Annotated in this window: 3 protein-coding genes; all 3 read right to left on the reverse strand. The window is 56.3% G+C overall.

The annotated features are described in order from the left end of the window. Nucleotides 1-330: HEPN domain-containing protein (locus tag Q427_RS31095; protein ID WP_197030545.1), on the reverse strand; the 330-nt coding region annotated here is incomplete at its 3' end. Between the two features lie 68 nt (nucleotides 331-398). Then, nucleotides 399-3,632 carry a type I restriction endonuclease subunit R gene (locus tag Q427_RS07610; RefSeq protein WP_043512567.1) on the reverse strand — a complete coding sequence of 1,078 codons (3,234 nt, stop codon included), beginning with the start codon at nucleotides 3,630-3,632 and terminating at the stop codon, nucleotides 399-401. After that, nucleotides 3,629-4,885 carry a restriction endonuclease subunit S gene (locus Q427_RS07615; protein ID WP_043512569.1) on the reverse strand — a complete coding sequence of 419 codons (1,257 nt, stop codon included), beginning with the start codon at nucleotides 4,883-4,885 and terminating at the stop codon, nucleotides 3,629-3,631. Before Q427_RS07615 ends, Q427_RS07610 begins: the two co-directional genes overlap by 4 nt. Nucleotides 4,886-5,086 lie beyond the last annotated feature (201 nt).

Genomic DNA, 5,086 nt, shown 5'->3' on the forward strand with positions numbered 1-5,086 from the left:
GTAGAGGTCTTTCCATCCTTCTCCAGCAAGCTCCAATGGTTTTAGATCATGTTTTGCCTCCTTGACTGACCGAGCTATTTCTTTCTGAACAGGCTTAGGCAGCCCCTTTGGAGAGTCAAGCTGGTGGGTAAAGTAATCAACCCCTTCCAGAAGCACTTCTTCAATATAAAGCTCCCAAGCTGCACACAGCATAAGAACGCCGCTACGAGTGATATGTCCAAGCCCTCGCTTTCCGCCACCGTCATGATTAAGGTGATAGTGGCTATCGATAATTCTATCGACATCAATTAAAAGGTTGTTTTCAAATTTACGAAAGCTTGCTGACGGCATGTTTATTCTCTTGATTTTTTTTTGCGTAAAGCCATGAGACTTTAGCTGGAAAGGCTCAGGCGTATGACCTAATGCCCACTTTGTTCATATGCTGAGTAGACGCTCTGACCACCGCCATAGTAGCTGGTCATCAAGTGGTGGAATGCAGCCTCGCACTTCTCGTTGTAAACCGCCTCTTCAAAGCTCTCCGGCAGCCCTTGGTCGAAGACGATCTCTAGGGTACGGCGGACGTCACCCTTGGCCTGGGCCTTCTTGCGCCAGTCCAGCACCAGCTTCTCCTTCTTGAGCGTCTCCAGCAGCTCCCGACACATGGCCTTCACCTGGGCCACCTCCTTGCCGGTCATCTCGGGGGCGGGCTTGGTGATAATATCGAATAGCGCCAGCTCTTCCTCTGTGAGCCCCTCGCGGATCGCCCGCTGGTCTTCCTCCTGCAGCTCTTCGGTGAATGCCATCAGCAACTGGAAGAACGCCTCAATGTTCACGCTGCCCGAGTTGTACTTCTCGATCAGCGCCTGGAGCTTCTCCATGAAGTCGGTGCGGCTGGGGTTCTTGGCTACCATGCTCTCCAGCTTCTGGTTCAGCAGCGCCCGCAGCTTCTCCGACTCCGTGCGTTTCTTACCCTTGTCGAACCTCTCCTTGAGCTTCTCGAAATCGATCTGGCTCAAGTCGAACAGCTTCTCCTCATCGGGATTCTCGATGACGTAAGGCACCGGAGCCACGGACTGATCCAGCAGGTCATCCACCTCCTTCATCACTTGGGAGATGTCCACCTCAGGCTCCAGCGCCTTGATCTTCTGGGCCAGCACCGAGAGCAGCACCGCATCGGGGGCAAGCTCATTGGCTGAAGGGTCGGGCAGAATCGCCCGGTAGACCCTGGAGGTGGCTCTGGCGAGGTTCAGGAAGGCCTTCTTGGTCTCCTCGCTCTCTAGCAACTTCTCGCGGGCATCATCCAGCAGGGCCACCTTGTCGAAGCCTACTGCTGCCTTGATCGCCTCTGGGCCAATCTGCTTCTCGGTCAGGAAGGTGATGGCCTTGGCCAGCAGGTGCTTGAGGTACTCCACCAACTCGGTCTTCTGCTGGATCGGGCTGCTGCCGTCCTGAGGAGGTTGGTTGCCGTATCCAGCCGGTGATTCGCCCACCTTGGATGGAGCGGCACCACCATAAATGGCCAGCGCCTCCTGCAGCTTCCTGAACACCCCCGCGTAGTCCACGATTAACCCCGCTGCCTTGCCGGGATACTTGCGGTTGGCCCTGGCGATGGTCTGCATCAGGGTGTGGTTCTTCATCGGCTTGTCGAGGTAGATGGTCGAGCAGGAGGGCACATCGAAGCCGGTGATCCACATGGCGCAGACGAACACCAGCCGTAGCGGGTTGTCGGGATCCTTGAACTGCTCGTCGAGGTCTTCCTCCACCATGCGCTTGCGGTGGGGAAGGATGTCGAGGCCCTTGTCCGCCAGCTCCTTCACCTCGTTCTGGCCTTGGGAGACCACCACCGCCATGTCTGCCTTATTCAGCACCTCGATCTTGTGCTTCAACGCCTCTCGCTGCTCCTCAGGAGCGGATGGAAGCTCAGCCTGGAGACGGGCCAGGTAGTCCTGCCAATGAGCCTGTACCTTATCGTACATCTTCACGGCGGTGGCCTTGTCGATGCAGACCATCATCGCCTTGCCTTGGTGGCCCCTGCCGACGAAGTGCTGCACCAGATCCTCAGCGATGGCCTCCAGGCGGTCGTCGCGGGTGATCAGGTGGTACTCACGGGCGAAGACCCGCTCGACCTTCTTCTCCTGATCCTCGTCCAGCTCGGCATCTTCCAGAAGCCGCGTCAGGTCGTCGTTGAGATTCTCATTGATCAGCTGCAGCTCAGGGATACGGTTCTCGTAGTAGAGCGGTACCGTGGCCCCATCGGCGATAGATTGGCCGAAGTCGTAGACCGAGATGTAATCACCGAATACCTCCTTGGTCTTCTCCTCACCGGCCATCAGTGGCGTCCCGGTGAAGCCCAGGAAGGCAGCATGAGGCAGGGCCGTCCGCATGTTCATGGCCAGAGTGTCGTACTGGGAGCGGTGAGCTTCGTCGGTGATGACGATGATGTCCTGCCGGTCTGAGAGATTGGGATAGGTCTCGCCCTGCTTAGTGCCGAACTTCTGGATCAGCGTGAAGACGTAGCGATGATCCTCGCTGAGGAGCTGCTTGAGGTGGTCACCGCTCTCAGCGTGGGCCTCTACCTCGTTGACCGCTCCGGTGGCCGCGAAGGTCTTATAGATCTGCTCGTCCAGCTCGTTGCGGTCAGTGACGATCACGAAGGTCCAGTTGCCGGAGATGGTGCGGTGGATCTTCTGGGTGAAGAACACCATCGACAACGACTTACCCGAGCCCTGGGTATGCCAGAACACCCCCAGCCGACCGGCCTCACCGGCAGGGCGGTTCTTGATCCGCTGTAGCTCGGCGATGGCCTTGTTCACCCCGAGGTACTGGTGGTTCTTGGCGATCTTTTTGATGGTGCCGCCCTGGGCCTCCTCGAACACCGTGAAGTTCTCCACGATGTCCAGCAGCCGCGTCCGCTCGGCGATGCCACGGATGCCGGTTTCCAGGGACACCACTCCTTTCTCGCCCTCGTCGTTGATCCGCTTCCACTCGAAGAGATGCTCCCAGGGTGAGAAGGTGCTGCCGACTACCGTCTCGGAACCGTTGGAGAGCATCACCACAGCGTTGTAGGTGAAAAGCTGAGGTATCACCGAGCGGTAGTCGCTCAGGTTGCCGTCATAGGCGGCTTTGAGGGTCTTGTGGCTGGCCTTCAGCTCCACGAACACCAGCGGCAAACCATTGACGAAGCCGACCAAATCGGTACGCCGAGTATGCAGCTCCCCCCGTACCCAGAACTGCGAGGTCAGCAGGAAGTCGTTCTCTTCGGGCTGGCTCCAGTCGATCACTCGCACCGTCTCGATAGCGGTACCGCCATCTTCATCCGCCGCCTCGACCTTCACGCCATCCTTGAGCAGCCGGTAGATCTCAAGGTTGGCGTTCACCGGCAGCAAGGTGGAGCGATCGCGTGTCAGCTCCTCAATAGCCTTCTCCAGGGCATCGGCGGGTAGCTCGGGGTTGAGCTTCTCCAGCGCCATCAGTAGCCGAGGCACCAGCACCACATCCTGCTGGGTCTGCCGTCCCTCGCTCGATACCGTTCCCGACCACTCTCCGTAGAGATTGGCGGTGTCCCAGCCCAGGTCAGCTAACAGCTCGATGGCGGGCTGCTCGACCAAGGCATCCTCGGAGTAGGCGTAAGCGGGGGATGGTGGGGGTGTCATGCGGCTTCGACCTCCTTGTCGTCGGGCATGGGGATGTTGGATACGTCGATCTCACCGGAGACCAGCCTGGGGAGCAGCAAGTCGCGTTGGGCGCGGAGGTTGGTGTTCTTGTCTATGAGGCGCCGACATAACGTCATCATTGGATCTGCTACCAAGCTCCAAGACTTCTGAATATTATCTGGCGGAAGTATGATTTTGAACTTCCTGAAATCTTTCAAAATAATTCTAGGAATCGCTACCCCAGAGACAAAACCTTTCATCCTCGCAACATTATCTGGATGTTGCAGAATAAGCGCGAGAAGATTCGGGGCGATCTCATTGTTAGGGCGCAATATCGCAATCGACGATAACAGAACCAGGTCCACCTCCTTTTCCATGACAAAGCTGTGCTTGAGGTAGCTTCCATCCTTCGCTATCAGAACGTCGCCGGGCAGGGGTTTACAGTTATTTCTGACGAGATCGGCGTAATCTTCTTCGGATATCCGCCGGCATTTAGAAAGGTTGATCCCCCAGTTGTGCATATCCTTAACCGATGCCATCGGCTTGCCACCTTCGGCTTTAGGTGGACTTTTATGGGCACCATCAGTTATGCGATCACAGGCGCTTTCTAAAGTGACAACCTCCCACCCCTCAGGAATCTCCCCAAGCTCACTCTCCTTGAAACTCACCTCCTCATGCCCAGGGAAGCGGAAGTGGACGAACCACTCCTCATACAGCCGTCGGGCCATTTCCTCAAGGATCTCGATTCGGCGGGTGTTGTTTTCGATGAGGTCGTCGTAGGCAAGCAGGACAGAGGCGATTTGCTTTTGGTCTTCAACAGGAGGAACCAAGAAATCGAACGACAACAACTTGTCGAGGCTCAAGTTGTCTTGAGTGGTTCCTCGCGACACCCCCTGCATAGATATTTTTAACGTTTCGAGATAGTACTTTACAAAAGCCGTGTCTGACTTGTCAGGATCCGCAACAAAGCCAACAACACTGTCAGGAAAGCAACCGGGAATTTTGAGCATAGCTGTTTCGGCTATATTGGCCGCTATGGTGATACAGAGTGTTCCGGCTTTCCATAGTTTGCTCTGAGCGAGCCCCTTTTCACTGTAAGTGGCTGAGTATTTGCTGAGGTAGAATTCCGCAGACTTAACGTCCCCAGTTTGGAAAAAGGGGTGTTTTCCACCATATAGGGAGGGGTCATTCCTCGGCCTATGCCGGGATCTCCCGCGTCCTACAAAGCCTTGTGTCTCTCCGGGCTTGTTGATTAGCTACCAGCAGGCCTTGGCATCAGGGTGAGCATCCACAAAGCCTGAGGCGTTACAGCCTGGCACTTAGATTATGCCCCCTGATGCCCTCTATCTCGATAGCTTGAATGGTATCCAAGCCCCTCCCCAATTGGAGTGAGGCTGAACGAACAAGGAAAGGCGACGAGAGCATGGCAGTGATTGGTATCGACGTCAGCAAGC

It is taken from the genome of Halomonas sp. BC04, from assembly GCF_000568385.1.

Bases quoted from the DNA above. Each gene is read 5' to 3' on its own strand.
- Q427_RS07610 (WP_043512567.1), bottom strand. From the start codon at position 3,632: ATGACACCCCCACCATCCCCCGCTTACGCCTACTCCGAGGATGCCTTG.